This is a genomic window from Pseudomonas sp. FW305-20, assembly GCF_058788075.1.
Genome location: NZ_JBYTAJ010000022.1, coordinates 86,818 through 104,916 on the forward strand (window position 1 = coordinate 86,818; position 18,099 = coordinate 104,916).

At 55.5% G+C, this 18,099-nt stretch carries 14 protein-coding genes and 2 pseudogenes; 11 read left to right on the top strand and 5 right to left on the bottom strand.

The window, feature by feature from the left end:
- Positions 1-479: 479 nt before the first annotated feature.
- Positions 480-581: a BPSL0761 family protein gene (locus AC3WP4_RS19180; protein WP_309475437.1), complete on the bottom strand. Its 102-nt coding sequence runs from the start codon at positions 579-581 to the stop codon at positions 480-482.
- Positions 582-906: 325 nt separating this feature from the next.
- Positions 907-1,833 (bottom strand): site-specific integrase, encoded by a 927-nt coding sequence (locus AC3WP4_RS19185; RefSeq protein ID WP_158242639.1) that lies wholly within the window; start codon positions 1,831-1,833, stop codon positions 907-909.
- Between the two features lie 137 nt (positions 1,834-1,970).
- Between AC3WP4_RS19185 and AC3WP4_RS19190 the strand changes: the two genes are divergently transcribed.
- Positions 1,971-2,921, top strand: coding sequence for a DNA-binding protein (locus tag AC3WP4_RS19190; protein ID WP_102615151.1), 951 nt, complete (start codon positions 1,971-1,973; stop codon positions 2,919-2,921).
- A 347-nt stretch (positions 2,922-3,268) separates the two neighbouring features.
- Here AC3WP4_RS19190 and AC3WP4_RS19195 read toward each other — a convergent pair whose 3' ends face one another.
- A complete protein-coding gene (locus tag AC3WP4_RS19195; protein WP_146011603.1) occupies positions 3,269-4,195 on the bottom strand; it encodes a hypothetical protein in 927 nt (308 codons plus the stop codon).
- A gap of 1,028 nt (positions 4,196-5,223) precedes the next feature.
- Between AC3WP4_RS19195 and AC3WP4_RS19200 the strand changes: the two genes are divergently transcribed.
- The 6 genes and pseudogenes from AC3WP4_RS19200 to AC3WP4_RS19225 form a co-directional block, all read left to right on the top strand.
- Positions 5,224-5,886, top strand: a complete 663-nt coding sequence (locus AC3WP4_RS19200) for a hypothetical protein (RefSeq protein WP_102615154.1) — start codon at positions 5,224-5,226, stop codon at positions 5,884-5,886.
- On the top strand, positions 5,858-7,741 hold the full coding sequence (locus tag AC3WP4_RS19205) for a TnsB C-terminal domain-containing protein (RefSeq protein ID WP_158242640.1): 1,884 nt from the start codon (positions 5,858-5,860) through the stop codon (positions 7,739-7,741). Before AC3WP4_RS19200 ends, AC3WP4_RS19205 begins: the two co-directional genes overlap by 29 nt.
- A 272-nt stretch (positions 7,742-8,013) precedes the next feature.
- The gene (locus tag AC3WP4_RS19210) at positions 8,014-8,970 is read left to right on the top strand and encodes a TniB family NTP-binding protein (protein ID WP_102615156.1); all 957 of its coding nucleotides are present in this window, start codon (positions 8,014-8,016) and stop codon (positions 8,968-8,970) included.
- The gene (locus tag AC3WP4_RS19215; protein WP_102615157.1) at positions 8,963-10,825 is read left to right on the top strand and encodes a TniQ family protein; all 1,863 of its coding nucleotides are present in this window, start codon (positions 8,963-8,965) and stop codon (positions 10,823-10,825) included. Before AC3WP4_RS19210 ends, AC3WP4_RS19215 begins: the two co-directional genes overlap by 8 nt.
- On the top strand, positions 10,822-11,451 hold the full coding sequence (locus tag AC3WP4_RS19220; protein ID WP_146011604.1) for a hypothetical protein: 630 nt from the start codon (positions 10,822-10,824) through the stop codon (positions 11,449-11,451). The genes AC3WP4_RS19215 and AC3WP4_RS19220 overlap by 4 nt, the downstream gene beginning before the upstream one ends.
- 251 nt (positions 11,452-11,702) lie before the next feature.
- Positions 11,703-12,068 (top strand): annotated as a pseudogene (locus tag AC3WP4_RS19225) (glutathione S-transferase); the annotation flags it as partial.
- A gap of 291 nt (positions 12,069-12,359) precedes the next feature.
- Here the strand turns inward: AC3WP4_RS19225 and AC3WP4_RS19230 are convergent.
- Positions 12,360-13,298 carry a hypothetical protein gene (locus tag AC3WP4_RS19230; RefSeq protein WP_102615158.1) on the bottom strand — a complete coding sequence of 313 codons (939 nt, stop codon included), beginning with the start codon at positions 13,296-13,298 and terminating at the stop codon, positions 12,360-12,362.
- 304 nt (positions 13,299-13,602) lie between these two features.
- Between AC3WP4_RS19230 and AC3WP4_RS19235 the strand changes: the two genes are divergently transcribed.
- A complete protein-coding gene (locus tag AC3WP4_RS19235) occupies positions 13,603-14,286 on the top strand; it encodes a response regulator transcription factor (RefSeq protein ID WP_074875614.1) in 684 nt (227 codons plus the stop codon).
- The gene (locus AC3WP4_RS19240) at positions 14,264-15,658 is read left to right on the top strand and encodes a sensor histidine kinase (RefSeq protein WP_102615159.1); all 1,395 of its coding nucleotides are present in this window, start codon (positions 14,264-14,266) and stop codon (positions 15,656-15,658) included. The genes AC3WP4_RS19235 and AC3WP4_RS19240 overlap by 23 nt, the downstream gene beginning before the upstream one ends.
- Positions 15,659-15,681: 23 nt before the next feature.
- Here the strand turns inward: AC3WP4_RS19240 and AC3WP4_RS19245 are convergent.
- A pseudogene (locus AC3WP4_RS19245) lies at positions 15,682-15,807 on the bottom strand (HvfC family RiPP maturation protein); the annotation flags it as partial.
- Positions 15,808-16,035: 228 nt separating this feature from the next.
- Here AC3WP4_RS19245 and AC3WP4_RS19250 point away from each other — a divergent pair.
- Positions 16,036-17,082, top strand: coding sequence for a class I SAM-dependent methyltransferase (locus AC3WP4_RS19250; protein WP_074875608.1), 1,047 nt, complete (start codon positions 16,036-16,038; stop codon positions 17,080-17,082).
- 88 nt (positions 17,083-17,170) lie between these two features.
- Positions 17,171-18,013, top strand: coding sequence for an NAD-dependent protein deacetylase (locus AC3WP4_RS19255; RefSeq protein ID WP_074875606.1), 843 nt, complete (start codon positions 17,171-17,173; stop codon positions 18,011-18,013).
- The last annotated feature ends 86 nt before the right edge of the window (positions 18,014-18,099 follow it).

Here is an 18,099-nt window from a genome sequence, read left to right on the forward strand (position 1 = left end):
GGGTGAACGCCAAACGAAAAGCCCGGAAAAGGGCAACGGCCCCCCCCCCCGTTTGATTTGCTGCAACCTCTCCGACTCCGTCAGCGACTTTCGATCGGAACTGAATCGCCAAAAGGCCGCGAGCCCCTCCTCTCGGGAGGCATCTTTCTTTGTGTCGCAGTTGAAGTGCTCATCCACACACCCTCCACCGTAATTTTTCGTCAACTGAAATATGAGCTAACGCCTGTCGAACCGGAACGGCCATTGAGCGCGGGTGCAATTGCGTAACGCAGAAGGTTGATCAGGCAATGGAGTCCTTTCCCCTATGCGTATCAACAACTCCGGAGCAGTGGCCTGGGACCGAGGATGAGTCACCAATCCATTCAATCGATACTTGAACTCAGGAACGGCTCGGTCAGCCGGTCTACTCGTTGCTCGTCGAGCAGCCCCGCCCGCAATATCTCGATTGCATGGGGATAGTGCCGTAACAGCTGGCGGGCCTAGCGGCGAATGGACGCTGAGCGCGCGGGATCTTCTGCCAGCGCCACTAAAAAGTCTCGCGCCTGAATCAGCGCTCGCGTGCGCTCGTTCGGCATGGTCATGGTGTCCTCCTCGCACGCACCGGGCACGGTCCAGCCGCTCTGAGCTTGCTGGCTTCCGCCGCAGTTTGTTGGTCGGTAAATCACCTACAGCCTACACCTAAAACAAAGCTGCACAGGGGGGCAATCGCAGGGATCCGCCCGTGAATCACGCCCCTCTCTCCTCGGCGTACCACCATTCGAGCCTCTCAACACCCAAAACGCCATGAGGTTTGAGAATCTTGGTTTCTCAAACCTCTATTACCGCTCACTTGAATCGTCGAAAAGTAACGTTGTACAGCTGTAATAACATAGGCCGTAGCTCAGTACGAAATCGTCACTCGCGCAGTCATTTAGACTCGGCCCCATCCTCACGCCGCCAGTTACCGAACGGCGCGTCGGCTTCCACGTAGCGCAGAGCGCTGTGCACGTCACGCCAGCCGACATACTCCATCAAGGCCTTGGGAGACCATTGATTGCGGGTGGCCCAGGTGGCAAACCCGCGGCGTAACGAATGCCCGCTGTAGCGCTCCCCCGCAACGCCGCCGCGCGTCAGTGCCCGGCGCAACACCCGCGCGACGCTATACGGATGCAACGCGGCGGGGCCCAGATGCCCCCAGCGGTCGATGCTTCTAAACACCGGCCCCGACCGAAGTTGACTGAGCGTCAGCCAATCCTCGTAGGCCTGCACCGGACACAGTCGTATTAAGGCCGGCACGCTGACGGTGCGCCCCTGATGATCACGGTCGGTTTTGCTGCTGGACAGAAACAGACTCAACCCTTCGCCGGAAACCAACTGGCTGGTTTCAATGCGCAGGCGGCATAAATCGTCACTGCGAAAGGCTCGCCAAAAACCCAGCAACAGCAAGGCCCTATCGCGGCTGGCGCGCAGGCGCACGGACAGGTCCGGTGACGCCACCTCCTGCTGCAGGGCCGCCACGCACTGCTCCAGCTCGCGCAATTGCAAGGGTTCGGCTTGACGGACTTGCCGCGGGTGCAAGGCTTGAATGCCGCGTAATACATCCCGCACTTGCGGCGCTTTGGTGGGATCAACAAAACCATGGTTCAAATGCCAGCGCGCCAAAGCGGCCAGATTACTGCGCAAGGTACTGATGGACAGCCCCGCGTGCTCGGCGAGGTAACGCACGATACTTTCACTGGACGCCGGCAAAAAGCCGCCCCAGCCAATCTCGTAATGCTCCAATGCCTGCTTGTAACGCCGAATGGTACTTTCGCGCCGTGCAGCCTGAAGATATCGCTCTGAAGCCGATGTCATATGTTTGCCCTCCGCGCCGCCAGCGCGAGCTGCCCCTGCCTGCGTGAACGGAGTCACGATCACCATTCAACACCGAGCAAGTCGACCACCATGCGCCATACTGCATAACTACCGGGAACCCTACAGGAGCTCCTGACATGGCCCGTGGCGGTATCAATAAAGCCTTGGTGCATTCCGCTCGTGACGCGTTGCTGGCCCGTGGGCTTCACCCCAGCATCGATCTGGTGCGCGTGGAGCTGGGCAATACCGGTTCGAAAAGCACGATCCAACGTTACCTAAAGGAACTCAGCACCCGCCCTGCCGTCGACGACACGTCGCCCCCAACTGTTAGTGAAGAAATGCTTTTATTGGTGACGAGCATAGCCGAGCGGCTGACTCAACAAGCTCAAGAGGCAGTGGCTGAGGAACGGGCGCAACTTGATCGGCAACAGACGACCTATCACCAGGAACATGCGCAACTGCGCGAACGCCTTGATCAAGCATTGGAAATGATATCCGCTCAGACGAATGAATTAGAGACGCAGCGTCAGCGCGAACGACAACTGCGCGAGCAGTTACAAGACAGCGAGGGTGAACGCCAACGCTTGCGTCAGTTGGTTGCGGGCCAGCAACAGATGCTCGAAGAGCGCGCCAATCAGGTGCAGTCACTGGAGGACAAGCATCAACATGCCCGGGAGGGGCTAGAGCACTATCGGCAAGAGCAACTGGCCCAACGCGGACAAGAACTGCAGCGACACGACCAGCTAATCCAACAGTTACGCCAGGAGCTACGAACAATGCAGAATGCGCAACTGGCCAAACAGGAGGAATTGGTTAGCGTGTATTGCGAACACGAACGCCTACTTAATGACCATCGTAGGCAACAGGAGCAGCTCCGACAACACACAAAAACCATACGTGACCATCAGCAAACCAACGACACATTGAGCGAACAGGTGCGTAAATTGCTGACCGAACAGGCGGTATTGCGTGACCGGGTCAATCCCTACTTGCTTCAGCACCGTAACGATCGGCGCCAGTTACGCGAGCAGGCGCGTCAAATTGAGACGCTACAAACGTTGTTGCGCCAGTTGACAGCCTCTGCCTAAATCTTGGTATTCATTGTGATATGTGCGCTTCGAGTACTTCAACGGCACATGGGGCCACGCAATCGATGCCACCCGCGGCGAACTCGGCAATACCGGCTCCAGATACTCCGCCGAGCAGACATCCATAGAGGCACAAGCCAGTCAGAAGACCCAAGCCGACTGGGAGCAAGTCACGCAGACACCTCATCAGGCGCAGTGACGGGACGAGCCGGTCGATCTCCGAAGCCGACTACGCAGCGCCCTAGAGAAGCAGCGCCAGATCGAACACCTGCCGCACCTACTGCTGGCGTTACCACCCTGCCCTCGCCTGAAGACGGCGAAGACCAAGACAGCGTCATTGCTGACGGCTAGCTCCTGGGCATTTGATCCAGCGACACCGTGGCGAGCACATCCAGCCTTGGGTCCAGCTCCCTCATGAGCTGGCGAAGCAGCGGAGGACAGCGACGGACACCGCGACTCAGGCTCTGATTGAGCCTATCCGCCAGAAATGGGCTAGCAAGGCAAATACACCAGAGCATTGCCAGGTCGCATCGCGTCGGGTGGTTAGATGGTGGCAGCCAGCCGTAGTCAATCATTTCATCGCGGCTTATCTGCCAGAATTCGCGCTGATACTCGAACTGCTCCGCATCAGCGGCCCAGGCCAGCGGAAAGAGTTGACCGCTGCACTTCAACCAACAATCTAACAACGCCCATAAGTCGTTGAAACACTGGTGGTAAGCGGGCACCAGCGAGGCAAGCGCCACGTAATGGCTGAAACGTTGCTGCAGCCAGCGTTGTTGTGGGCTCACGGGCGGGATTGGGTTGCGAAACAATGCTAACGGCAGAACTACAAGGGTCCAATCAGGGACGCCCAAGGCCCATCTCATCCGCGCATTGACGCGACAAGGATACGAAGAACCCTGCAGTGCAACGCAATGTGGCCGTCGAGTCGCCAGGTACATTGCAGTTAGCTGGCGATCATTGCTATCCCAGCCCAATACCTCCCAGAGGGGATGGTTGTAAACCGCCTTCAATTCTGGAAAAACATCCATCAAGTGGTTCAGGCAGTGTTCATGCAACTGGACGCCCGCGTCCAGCAACCTAAGCCATTTGGGATTGGTTCCAACCGACGCCCCGCCGACGGTACCCGGTGCGGTGAACAGCTGCGGGCGATCCAGATGATCGCACCAGCGGGCATACTCCGTGCGTGATGACGCCCCAGAAAGTTGGTACAACGTTGCCCCGAAAAACCGATTACGACAACGCCGAACGGAAGCACTGGAAAGTGTCGACACTTGTCAACTCCTGCCCCCAACCACCCCGGACGCAACTATACACCCATACATACCGATTGGGCCTCACCTGCGCGCCTGCCCGCACCTACATGCTACCTAGATAAGCGGTACGCGCGCTTACAGTCCCCTGCAAGTTGCTGATTTTACGACGGCATAACCTACGTCTATGAGACGGTTATCAACCAATTCCGTGCCTCGGTCGCCAGCCAGGGCTGATTAGGCGTTGTGCGTGAACTTTGATTATTCAAGTGCCTGATTATATATGGGAATAGAGTACGTCTATGGCATTTTTTGACGTGTTTCCGTACAGAGAAATCCCGGTACGTACTGGTTAAAGTGAACGTCCATCCGACAGTTTCGCTGAATCGGTCTGGAGGACAAAAAGATGCAAACCCATCATCGACACCAGCGTTCTGCAGCACGCCTCTTGGCCCCGGTTATCATAGTTACGCCGTGGCGCTTGCGGTTACGCCCGTCCGTTAGGCCACCAGTGGCGGCTGACCGTCCCCCCAGTCAGTGGGGAATGCTCTCACTGACTCGCAGCCAATCCAGCTGGGTAATGACCATATTCAAGTGGCGGGCGTTGGACACGGGCCGAGCCCTCACAAATGCCTTGGGCCGGTCCGAAATTGGCGGAGTGATCCACTATAAATTCACCTTTGCCGCAAGTATCGGAAAGTCCCCGGCGGTGAAACCTTGCGTGGCATTTACGTGTACATCGAGTTCCGATGGAGTTGGTTTTGGCGCCACGCCTCACCTCGTTTGCGCGTGTTCCCTGAGCGCTCACGACATTACGCACCACCAGGGCGCCAATGAAAGATGCGTGGTCGAGTCGCTAGTCCACCTAGTGCCAGTCGGCCATTGGTACAGCGAAAGCAGGTGGATATGCCGACCGACACTAATGGTGTAACCCTCGCGGCGCGCGCTGCGACCGTCCTATGCCGACAACTTGCAGCGACTTCACGGTCCGTTGGGTGGTGACTACCCACCGATTTTCCCGCCCCACCCCGTACCACAGAGGTATTACCATGCTTGCACTAAGCCGACCGCCCATTGAAACACTCGCCCGTACCTCCCTGAACAAAGGCCGGAGCGGCAGTCGCGTCACATTTTTTCCTTCCCAAAAAAACCGCGGGCCGGTGGCCTGCAACAACCTGATGCAAGCTGACTACTGCGTCCATCTTGAGTATCGACACGATGTCCTCAGTTACCAGTGCCGGCCTGCCGCACTGCGCTGTGGCGACACACTATATAAAGCCGACTTTCTGGTGCGACTGGACAGCGGACTGATCGTCTATCAAAAATTTCTGTGCTCCGAGGGCCAAAGGGGTAGCCACACGCGGGAGTGGGCGCAGGCGGTCGAAGCTATGCTGCTGGACGGCGGCTATGTGTTCCGCTGGCTCACGCCAGACCTACTCGCTCCCTCGCTCATCACCCATAACCTGCGCTTTCTCTATCACTACGGTTTCGGCTGTTCGAGACGGGCGGCAAAACAGGTTCGCGCCAAAGTACTCGCTCTGGGCAGGCAGGGCACAACTCTTAAAGCCTTACTCGCCAACGACATCCCTTCACAGGCCATCTGTTACGCCATTTTCCTTGATGAACTGCGGATAGACCTGAGGCAAAAGCTCACGCCACAAACTGTGATCTACGGAGGGCATGATGGACTTCGTTCAATTCAAGATCGGTGAACATTACCGCTATCGCGGTCAGCGCTTTCAGATCGTAGATCTCCAAGGTGAAAGCGTGCAACTGCGCGCCCTCGAGGGCCGCAGGATCGTGCTGCGCCAGACCCATGACATCCTGCAGCGGGCGATGAAGCGCGGAGACTTCGTTAAAAATCAGGAGGCGCCCATTGAGAAGGATCCACAGAAAGTTCTCTCGGGGCTGCCCAAGCCCTACGCCGAAGCGTTCAACCGTCGTTGTTACTACGTGCGTCCGCTGATGAATCGCTACCACGGACGTATGCCGGCGGAAAGTGCCCAAGCATTAATTAGCACACTAGCGAAGCAGATCAACGATATCAGCCCACCCAGCCTAAGTACGGCACGCAGTTGGATCCGAAATTTTTGCAAGTCAGGTTATAGCTACCTCGCGCTCATACCGGCTAAAAAACCTAAATGGAAACATCGCTTGGACCATCAGCCTTGGGAAACTCAGCAGATCATCCAACAGCAGGTTAAAGAGCTGTACCTGAAGCCGGAACCTACCTGTAAAACCGAAGTGATCGATGCAATCGTCCAGGAGCTGAAAACGTTCAATGACGGCAGACCCAAACACGACAGGCTGAAAATACCCTCGGAGTCGACCCTCAATCGGCTCCTGCGAGAGCTGGATGCCCACGAAACGGCTTGTGCTCAACACGGCAGCAAGTATGCCCAAAAAAGGCAAGGCTGGACGCGTAAACGGCCAAGCCCGGGGCGGCTGTTCGAACTGGTAGAGGCTGACACTCAAGAGATGCACGTAGTAGTGGTGGATGATGACGGCGAAGTCATCGGTCGCCCCTACCTGACCGTTTTCCTAGAGGTCTTTACGCGAATGCCCTACGCTTGGGCCATCGGATTTAACCCACCCTCCTTGGACACCACCCTGCAAGCGCTTAAGCTGTCGTTGTCCAGCGAGAATACTTATGGAGGTACCGCAATACGCTACATCTTCGACAGTGGCCCTGAGTTCGTGGAGCATAACCTTCGACGCATCATCGCCATGTTGGGGGGGGAGATTTGTTACTGCGAGCCCGCGGCAGGCAATCAAAAACCGCACGTAGAAGCCTTTTTTGGCGTCTGGTCGAAAGAGATCGCCCACGCGATGCCCGGCACGACTTTCTCGAACATCACCACACGGGGCGATTACAACTCTGAAGACAACGCACGCCTTACCATAGAGGTAGTCAGAAGTATCTTCAGCCGCTGGGTTACCGACGTGTACTGTGAGCGGGTGCACAGCAGCCTGAACATCTCTCCCCGGCTGGCATGGGAGGCGGCTTATTCGGCCCTGTTTCCACCACGGCGCTATTCGCCCTCGGAACTTCGCCAGTACTTCTTAAGCGCGTTCCAAGCCTCTCCGCAACAAGGACGGCTGCGGTTTAATTCGCTGTTCTGGACAGGACCCGCGGTGCCATATCTGGCCAATCGCGAACCCTGCCCGGACAAACTCCTCGTCTATTACGACCCAAGTGACCTGGGACATGCCTGGGCCTGCCATCCCAGCTACCCCGACGAGCTTCTTGAACTGCAGGCGGTCGATCCTGATTACCAGGAAGGACTCACCATGCACCTGCATCAATTGACGCTTAAGCGCTTGAAGGCCGAACGCACTGCCTTCGACCCGAGCAAGGCGCGCCGAGCGAGAGTGGCATTGCTCCGTGAGCTGGCCAAGGTGAAGACCCCGGCACAGCGACGTCAACGTCAGCAGGCTGCGGAGAAAGGTTCGCTTCAAAAATCACAGAAACACTCAACGAGGACAACGGCCAACAAACCTAATACGCAAGAGGTTTATCACCATCATGGAGACACACCCGACGATTATTCGTCTGTGGAGGTATAACGCCATGCACATCCGCCCCTGCACAGCGTTGTCCGCACAGCCGACTGCGCTCCGCTGAGGCAAAGCTTGCATGTGTCAACGATCACCACGGAGCTGAAGCGCCTCGAGCGGCAATCATTGTAGGAGCGCGCAGATAATCACTTGGTAAATGCGATGTACTCAGACATTCGTTGTGTCGCTAAACGCGGCCCTTATCTGGGCTCATCAACCACCCGCCCCTGCGCCACCGTTCAGCCTATTGATTAGATCTGAACAAAAAGAGGTGCATTACAATGGAATCCGACATCCAACAAATCGTTAAAGCATTCAAAGCCAGAATTGTCTTTCATCCACGCTATCGGCAGGCATGCTCGCAAATTCAGAACGCGATCGAAAACACCGAAGCGCTGGATGAACCGGTATGTGCCCTGCTTTGCGGGCCAAGTGGTACTGGGAAGTCAACCCTTTGTCATTACTTTCGAAAGCTTTACAACGGTAACTCGGTGATTCGCGGTGACGACGGGACCTATGCAAATCTGCCCGTCTTCTATTGCGAGGTCCCATCCCCGACAACTGTCAAAGGCTTGATCACAAACATGCTCCGTTTTTTGATTGACGAAACCCCCAACGGCACCATCGAGAAGCTCACCCACCAACTAATCACTTGCATGAAAACGTGTCACGTGAAGGTGATTTTTCTCGACGAAATTCAACGCCTCTGTATTACCACCGTCGCCGAAAAGGTGCGTCTTGACTCGCTACAATGGATTGTCTCGCTTCTCAATGGATCAGGAATTCCCGTGATCCTTTCGGGCACCGAACTCTGCAGAGACATCCGGCGTGAAGATGAGGCGTTTGAAAATCGATATCCATATTTCGCGGAGCTATCACACTTCACTTATGACGCGAAAGTCGACTCCGATTTTTTCGCGACATTAAAACATTTGGATATCGCAATGTACGAAATTGCGGAACTCGCAAAGGGTGTCCACCTTAACGATCCAACCATCGCAGCGCCACTCTTCATAGGTACCAGCGGCAATCTGAAGAGAATGCGGCTGATCATTAATGACGCACTAAAAACTTGCTTGCGCAGGGGCGTTCCGCGCACTTTGAAAGCAAGTGACTTCTCCACTGCCTGCCAATATGTAGACTTGCCAAACAACTTATCAGATGGCAATCCATTTTTCCAGTCTTATGACGATTTGATGAAGCTTATATTGGACTACGAGGAGGTTCGCGATGAGTAAAATATTGTTCACACCTCGACCACTGCCTGAAGAAAGTCCAACCAGTATCCTTAAGCGCATGGCTATCATGCATGGTTGCATATTACGCTCGGATCTTAAGGCACTTTTTGGTCGAACATGTTTTAACGGCTCCCTAATTTCCCGCTCGCACCCCATTATTCAAGAAATCTCTAAACGGGCGGGTGCGGCAGGCGATGAGTTTCTTAGCGGTTTTTATGAACCAATTGGTGCGCTACATCACGCTCCACCTCTGAAAATCGCCGGGCTCTCCGTTAGCGCCGACATGATACGGAAGAGGGGAGCCACATATTGTTCCGAATGCTGGGAAAACGGCATAGAGCATTTCATCAAAGATCTCAAACTCTCTAGCTACTGCCCCTACCACCTCAGAAAATATCTTACAAAATGCCCTAACTGCCAGGTAAAACTTTATTGGCATGCATTGAATGTAAAATGTAGGTGTAATCATCTGCTGATTTCGCCACCATGCTCGGCCGATACGGCGACAAACGAACAGAAACTGCTCAATATATTCAGAATGGGCGACTCACAGAAATTTCGCCAACTTTGTGACTACCTAAACGACTTGGGGTATCGGGTGGAGCGCCATACTGAATGTCCAGCCAATAGGTGTTTATTATCACTAGCACTCGCTTTCCTTGAGGAAGACATGGTGGGAGTATTGACTCACCTTAGAAGACTAAATGAACTATACCCAGAAACACCTGCATATATTATCGCAGCCAAACTTTCGCTATTCCCCCAACCCAAGGCACGGGACTGTGCGCGAGACTTCATCAAATATCACTCACATGAAAATGCGAAAAAAAACGGGACCTTCACAACAGCACCACTTCACTCATTTTCTTTAACGAAGCGGCAAATTGGTGCTTGGCTTAACATACGCCAGCATTATTGGAAAATCTTACGCCTGGAAATAAACATCAAGCCAGACAAAACTAAATACAATTGGATACAAGCTCAATCACTATCAAAACAAGTATTAACGATAAAGCTTCGCAACGGCTTCAAGAAGAAAATAACACGTAATTCTGAAAGACCGCCAAAGCACCTCCAAGAAATGCTTCAGCTAAGCGCGGCTGCAATAAAAGGCGCAATTGAGCACCATCTCTTGGCGCCCAAATGGGAAAAAAATCACAAAATGTACTTTGATCCGCACGATATAGAAAACTTTACTAAAAACTTCATTTCCGTGAAACTTCTATCCAGCCAAACTAACATCCCCACCAAACAAATCCGCAGGGCCATAGCGCACTTGAAAATAGCACCACTAAACATTGAAAACAACATACTTCAAATTCAACTGATAAGCACTCACACCAGCCAATTAGTTATTGAATGGTGTAACGATACTGAGCAACAGCTATTAAAGCCCAGAAGCCCTTCAACCAAACGCGCACTACACAACCATACTAAGACAGAGGCCTGGTTACCCTCTGCTGCAGCCGCGGAATATCTTGACACATCAAAACAAGTTATACGAAAACTTACAAAGCTTGGATTTCTTACCAACGTTCAAAAATGTGAAGTGGGTGGCCATCTCATAGACATCAGAATACTAAAAAAATTTAAAACACAATACGTAAGCGCAGCAGAAGTCTGTAAATTATTTAATTATAGTCGTGGAAAAGTGACCAAAACCCTCAAAGCTTTTGGAGTCTTACCTGTCACGAGTCCAGAAATCGATGACAATCCTGCTATTTTTTTTTGCGAGATGAAGTTTTGTCGCACACCAAAAATCGGGATCAACGCCACCAAGAAAATAACAATGGACACACAATACTGCAAGCCTCAGAAAAACTTCAGGTTCCAGTCGAAGCAATTTCCAACATGATCGCAACAAAAACCCTTCAAATTGCAGACTCCAAACCTACAACCAATAACAAAATAAAAAATAGCAGTATCGATACATTTTACAAAAATTACGCCAAATTAACTACCGTAGCTCACTGGTTGAAAACTCGCGCACCTTTCGCATACAAGATACTAAGCAGACTTGGTATAACCCCGGTAAGCGGCGCATCAGTTAACGCCTGCTCGCAACTTATCTATTCCATTGACGACGTCGCGAATTACTTCTCGATCCCAGATCGAGAAAATCCTGATACACCAGTACAAAAGCCTCAGCCAACCTTAATAAATATATCTGATCTTTGGAAAAAATATGATATCAATAGCAGGTCCTTCGGGCGGCTATTTTTAAACTCCGGCTTCACTGATCCAATTCGCATTGGTGTAACCACATACCTGAGTCAGGATGACGTGTCCAAAGTGGAGGAAATTTTAGAAAAATATTGTACTTTTTCACAAGCAGATAGATACTTGGGCCATAAACACACACGAAATCTGACAAAAAGAAACAAACTTTTATTAGCGCACCCCTTAAAAGGTTATTCCAATTGTTCGATGATCGATAAAATACAGTTACAAAACTTCGCCACTGAGCACGGCTTCGTATGATCCCCACCATCTTACCTCCATGAGGTTCACACTCAGTTGCTTGACCACTGTTGAAAAACTCAATTCGATCTTTCTTCGCGCCCCCCAAAATTAAATGACATCCACTAAATTTACAGAGCCCACAAAGTTGAGTTTTTTGTCCTAAATTTCGCAGATTCTCACTTATTTTGAAACTCTGCCTTCAAGTCATTTTGACAAAAATTAGAATAATCATGGCATGGCGTTACTAACAAACATGAAAAATGGGGCCCGACGATCTCGATCAACGCTTGCGCTCGTTGCGCCTGATCGGCCTGGCGTTGGCGGCGTGTGAAAAGTCCGTACAGCTCTACTACGAACGCAATCTGCGGCCAGCGGAGATTCAGTTTGAACCGTGGGTGGAGCGGGTCGAAGGACAATTGGCGGCCGCCTATTCGGCGCTGGAGCGCGAGCTGGAAATGCAGCCGCTGAAGACTGACGGGACGATTGCTCAAGACGGGATTACGTTGGCGGTGGCCTGGAGCTTCACCCATCTGGTGGTGCCGGATCAGGTGGATGAAAATCGGTTTCCACAGATCAGTGCGTTTACCGCGTATGCCGAAGGGCTTGAGGGTTTTGTCAGTACGCCAATTGAGTAGATGGATTTGTTGTGTCCGATATGCCCTCATCGCGAGCAGGCTCACTCCCACATTTGATCTGTGTCGCTCAGATCTACTATGGGAGCGAGCCTGCTCGCGATAGCGCAATGACAGTCGACATCAAAGTCAAGGTCAGTCCCGATTACACAAAAACGCCGCTTCCACCCAAGGCAGAAGCGGCAAAGACCTGTGCCCCAACCCAAGTCACATGAACAGGGCGATCAGGATGATGATCGGGATCGGTACGCCGAGAAAGAACAGCAGTAATGAGCGCATGGTAGTTCTCCTGGTTTAGCGAACAGAGGTGGAAGTGTTGGTCACGTAAGTGTCGGTTTCGATGTACTCGACCGCATCCCGACGACGACCGCCAAAGGTTGCAGCGAGGCTGGCGAAAAACGCACCGATCAGCAGCGCAATGAACATCCACAGCGACGTCCAGGCCGCGACTTTGGCGGCAGTGTCGGCAGCTTCCTGGGCGGCGAGTTTGGCGTCGGCCACGGCTTTTTGCGTGCGGGCATACACTTCATCAACGCGACGTTCTGCGTCCGCTTGGGTAAGGTTGGTCCGCTGGGCCACCAGTTGCGCCAGGTAGATGCGGTCTTCGGCAGCCAGTTGACCGTTGTTCCTCAGGCTGCGCACGAAGATGCGCGTCACGGTGCCTCGAACAGCGTCATCACTGACTGCTGCCGGACGATCATCGCGGAACAGACTGTCGACGAAGTATCCATACTGATCATTGTCTGCGTTGCCGACAGCCGTACCGGCTGCTTGAGTCGCGGCACTCGCAGCGCCGCCAACCACACTCGCCCCGGCCTGCACGCCACCGCCGATGATGTTGCTGACCGAACCGACCAACAGCATCGCCGTCACCAGCGTCGCCACGCACCAGGCCAGGAAGCCATGGGCAGTGTCACGGAAGTAAACCTCATCACCGTGCATGTACGCCCACTTCACCCGCAGACGACCGGCGATGTAACCGCCCAGCCCGGACGCCACGATTTGCGTAGCGGCCAGCCAGACAATCGTTGAAATGCCCAGGCCCTTGGCGCTCACCCCTTCATTGGCCCACGGCGATACCGCCGAAAAACCCAGGCCAAAGCCGAGCAACACGAGGATCAGCGACAACGCCGCCGCCGCAGCGGCCCCCGCGAAGATCGCGCCCCAGGACACGCCAGAGACCGTGCTCGTTTCTTCGAGGGCCGGATAGAAACCATCAGAGGATCTATTCATTGTGATATCGCTCCAGGCAGGAAAGATGGTGTTACAACTCTTCAAGGGAGCAAGTGCAGTCACCGTGCCAGTCGGCAACTTTAAATAAATTGCTTACTTTCAATCAGTTATAAAGTTTGAACTTTCAATGGCCTTGCATTTTGCAAGGAACTCTCTGTATCGGCGGGTTTTATGCATTGACCGGGATCGGTGTTTTCAATGGAAAAATCCTTTTCGATTCACATGAAGTTTTATTTAGAAAGCCTGCGGTCATTTCTTGGCAAAATGCCGCTCAATGTTGAGCACTCCTAATCAGGCCCGCCCTATGACCCGCATCTTGACCATCGAAGACGACGCCGTGACCGCCCGGGAAATCGTCGCCGAATTGAGCAGCCACGGCCTCGACGTGGATTGGGTCGACAACGGCCGCGAAGGCCTGGCGCGCGCGGTCAGCGGCAACTATGACTTGATCACCCTTGATCGCATGCTCCCGGAGCTCGATGGCCTGGCGATAGTCACCACGTTGCGGACCATGGGCGTGGTCACGCCGATCCTGATGATCAGCGCCCTCTCCGACGTCGATGAGCGTGTGCGCGGCTTGCGGGCGGGCGGTGACGATTACCTGACCAAACCGTTCGCCACCGATGAAATGGCCGCCCGGGTCGAAGTCCTGCTGCGCCGGCAGAACACCGTGACCGCCAAGGCCACCACCTTGCGGGTGGCAGATCTGGAGCTGAACCTGATCAGCCATGAAGCCAGCCGCGACGGTCAACTGCTGACGCTGTTGCCCACCGAGTACAAGTTGCTGGAATTTCTGATGCGCAACACCGGGCAGATCCTGTCGCGGATGATGATTTTCGAAGAGGTCTGGGGTTACCACTTCGACCCCGGCACCAATCTGATCGACGTGCACATCGGCCGGTTGCGCAAGAAGATCGACCCGCCAGGCAATGTCCCACTGATTCGGACCGTGCGAGGCTCGGGTTATGTCATTGCTGAACCCCTCTAACGGCTGGCGTTCGTCCAGCAGCCGTTTGCTGGCGCTCTACAGTTCGCTGTTCGTGGTCTGGAGCGGGATTCTCATGGGGGTCATGTACTACGAGGTTTCCGCCTACCTGGACAACCTGGCCAAACATTCGCTGATGCAACGCCAGCATTTGTTTTCGCACTTTCAGGGCGACCAATTGGCGGACGCCCTCGCCGTCAGCATGACCTTCGACATTCGCGGCATCGACGCTTATGGCCTGTTCGATGCTCAGCACCGCTACCTCGGCGGTGCGCTGCGTCACATGCCCAAAGGCCTGCCGCTGGATGGCAAGATTCACATGCTCGGCGACTGCGCCGATTCTGACGACCCAAGCCTGCCCGCCGACAGCTGCGACGCGGTAGCGACCCAGACAAAGGACGGTCGCTGGCTGGTGCTGGTGCGGGATAACGGTTCGTTGTTTGCCGTGACCCGGATCATTCTGCACGCGCTGCTCTGGGGTGTGACGCTGACCATCCTGCCCGGCATCGCCGGTTGGCACCTGTTGCGGCGGCGTCCGTTGCGGCGGATTCGTGCGATCCAGGCCAGTGCCGAAGCCATCGTCGCCGGCGACCTGACCCGCCGCCTGCCATTGTCCGATCGCCGCGATGAGCTGGACATGCTCGCCGCCATCGTCAACGCCATGCTCGAACGTATCGAACGCTTGATGAACGAGGTCAAGGGCGTCTGCGACAACATCGCCCACGACCTGCGCACGCCGCTGACGCGCTTGCGGGCGCAGCTGTACCGGATTCAGCAGCAGGCTGATGAGGGTTCGACGCTGGCGGTGCAACTGGACTCAGTGCTCGGTGAAGCGGACACCTTGATGGCGCGCTTTCGAGGGTTGCTGCGGATATCCGAGCTGGAAGATCGTCAGCGCCGCTCGGGTTTTGTGCAGCTGGATCCGCTGCCGTTGCTGCAAGAGCTGCACGACTTTTATCTGCCGTTGGCGGAAGAAGGCGAGCTGGTTTTCAAGCTGCAATTGCCGACGTCGTTACCTTCGCTGAACGGTGATCGAGCATTGTTGTTTGAGGCGATAGCGAACCTGCTGAGCAACTCGATCAAGTTCACGCCTCCGGGTGGCGAGGTGATTTTGCGGGGGGTCAATGAGGCGGGATTTACGCGGATCGAAGTGCTCGATTCGGGCCCTGGTATTCCGATGGCCGAACGAGAGGCAGTGTTCCAGCGCTTCTATCGTGCCGAGGGCGGCAACCAGAAAAGCGGGTTTGGGTTGGGGCTGTCGATCGTTGCGGCGATTGTCAGCTTGCATGGGTTTACGCTTGAAGTCGGCACCAGTGAACTCGGCGGTGCGCGGTTGGTGCTTGATTGTCAGCAACGCTTGATCCCCCAGACGTGACGCTAACTCAAGAACAACGTAGACCAGGCATACGCCAACGGCCAGGCCAGCGGTGAAACCTGCAACGGTCGGTCCAGCAACAACCGGGCATCGCTCAGCGGCAACGGTTCGGCCTCGGACTGCTGCAGCGCCATCTCGACCCACTCGTAAACACCGCCATCGCGGGCAAGCCGGGCTCCTACAGGGGGCAGCGTCAAACCAGATCTTCCTGCCACCGGGATTTCGTCGCTCCAGACGGCGGCCCACGGCCCCCGGACTAAACTTACTGCACGCAGGACGTGCTTATCGTCCTGTTCATTCCCACGACCACGGTTCAGAGGTGAACGCCTCGAAAAACAAGGCCTCTGGACTGTGATCCTGCTGAAGGAGCACATGTGATGGACGAGGCCAGACTCAATGATTTCATGGGCAAACTGGTGAACGACATGGGCGGCGCAGCGATGCTCGCCAACGTCATCCTCGGTGAAGAGCTCGGACTGTACCGGGCCATGGCCGACAGCCAGCCAGTCACCCCTGAAATCCTCGCCGACAAAACCGGCTGCAACACCCGCCTGCTGCGCGAATGGCTCAGCGCCCACGCCGCTTCCGGTTACATGGAACACCGCGACGGCCAGTTCCGCCTGCCCGAAGAGCAAGCCCTGGCATTGGCGATCGAAGACTCACCGGTCTATATCGCGGGTGGCATCGGGGTGGTCGCATCGTTTTTCCATGACAAGGACAAACTGGTCAACGCCATGCGCGGCGACGGTGCCCTCGCCTGGGGCGATCACCATCCGTGCATGTTCAGTGGCACGGAGCGGTTCTTCCGGCCAGGTTATAAAGCGCACTTGGTCGCCGAATGGCTACCGGCGCTCGAAGGCGTGGTCGGCAAACTGGAGGCTGGCGCCAAAGTGGCGGACATCGGCTGCGGCCACGGCGCATCCACCGTGATCATGGCCCAATCGTTTCCGAATTCGCGATTCGTCGGTTTCGACTACCACGCACCCTCCGTCACCGTCGCCACCCAGCGCGCCGAAGAAGGTGGCGTGGCCGGGCGTGCGCGGTTCTTCCAAGGCACGGCAAAAAGCTTCCCCGGCGATGACTATGACCTGGTTTGCTATTTCGACTGTCTGCACGACATGGGCGACCCGGTGGGCGCGGCGCGGCATGCTTATGACGCACTGAAACCGGACGGCACGGTGCTGCTGGTAGAACCGTTCGCCAACGACTCGCTCGACGACAACACCAACCCGGTTGGCCGCTTGTTCTACGCTGCCTCGACCTTTATCTGCACCCCGAACTCGCTGTCCCAGGAAGTCGGCCTCGGGCTCGGCGCCCAGGCTGGCGAGGCGCGGCTGCGCAAGGTTTTCACCGAGGCCGGGTTCAAGACGTTCCGGCGGGCCACGGAAACGCCGTTCAACCTGATTCTGGAGGCGCGTAAATAGGTGCCTGACATCACCCGGACGGGCAACCTGTCCGGGTGGTCGGCAAATGCTACCCTGCAAACACTCATGGTCCACCGGAGTGTTGAACATGCTCGACAGCCTCATCCGCGAACAACTCGATCGCCTTCAGCAGTTAATGGCTGACCAGCCGTTTGTGGTCCTGACCGGCGCCGGCATCAGCACTCCGTCGGGCATTCCGGACTACCGCGACAACCAGGGCGTGCGGCGTGGCCGGCAACCGATGATGTATCAGGAATTCCTATCCGCCCCCGAATCCCGGCGACGCTATTGGGCGCGGGCGATGCTCGGTTGGCCGCGAGTGCGCCAGGCCCAGCCGAACGTGGCCCATGAGGCCTTGGCCAGTTTGCAACGTTCGCAGCAGATCAGCGGGCTGATCACGCAAAACGTCGACACCCTGCACGACCAGGCCGGCAGCCATGACGTCATCGAACTCCACGGCAGCCTGCATCGAGTGTTGTGCCTGGACTGCGGAAAACGCAGCGAACGGGATTCGATCCAGCAATTGATGGAAACGCAGAATCCGTATCTGGCCGGCGTGGATGCGGTGCAAGCCCCGGATGGCGACACGCTGCTGGATGCGGCGTTTGAGGCGCGGTTTCAGGTGCCGCAGTGCCCGTACTGCGCGGGTGAGCGGATGAAGCCGGACGTGGTGTTTTTTGGCGAAAATGTGGCGCAGGTGACAGCGGCCAAAGCGATGGCAGCGGTCGAAAAGGCGGCGGGGTTGCTGGTGGTCGGATCTTCGTTGATGGCGTATTCGGCGTTTCGGTTATGCCGGGCGGTGGCGGATCAGGGCAAGCCGTTAATGGCGATCAATTTGGGGAAGACACGGGCGGATGACTTCCTTGATTTGAAAATAGAGGCGTCGTGCGAGCAGCTACTCCCCCTCCTGACACAACACCTGTCCCAATGATCGTTCCCACGCTCCGCGTGGGAATGCCTCAACGGACGCTCCGCGTTCGGCTTTGGATGGACGCAGAGCGTCCCGGGCTGCATTCC